The organism is Micrococcus sp. GbtcB5 (assembly GCF_019091605.1).
Taxonomy (GTDB): domain Bacteria; phylum Actinomycetota; class Actinomycetes; order Actinomycetales; family Micrococcaceae; genus Micrococcus; species Micrococcus luteus.
The window spans coordinates 1-244 of sequence record NZ_JAGXJK010000362.1 but is presented as its reverse complement, the minus strand read 5'-3'; the positions used below and the strand labels follow the sequence as shown (position 1 = coordinate 244).

General features: G+C 75.8%; 1 pseudogene. It reads left to right on the top strand.

The features are described from left to right. Window positions 1-244 (top strand): annotated as a pseudogene (locus KVS67_RS12710) (alpha/beta hydrolase); the annotation flags it as partial.

Here is a 244-nt window from a genome sequence, read left to right as displayed (position 1 = left end):
CCCGCCATCGCCCCCTACATCCGCATCATGGACTCCGAGGCCGCGGCCACGAATCCCGCGGGGCAGCGCCCCCAGATCGAGCGCGCCCGGGCCGAGGCCCGTGCGACGCTGCCGGCCGAGGAGCGCGACTCCTTCGACCGCTTCGCCGCCCGCGGCCAGGAGACCGTAGGCGAGCGCGAGCAGCTCGTCGCCGCCACCCAGGCCGGAGACGCCGTCACCTTCGAGGGCGCGTTCTCGGCGATCC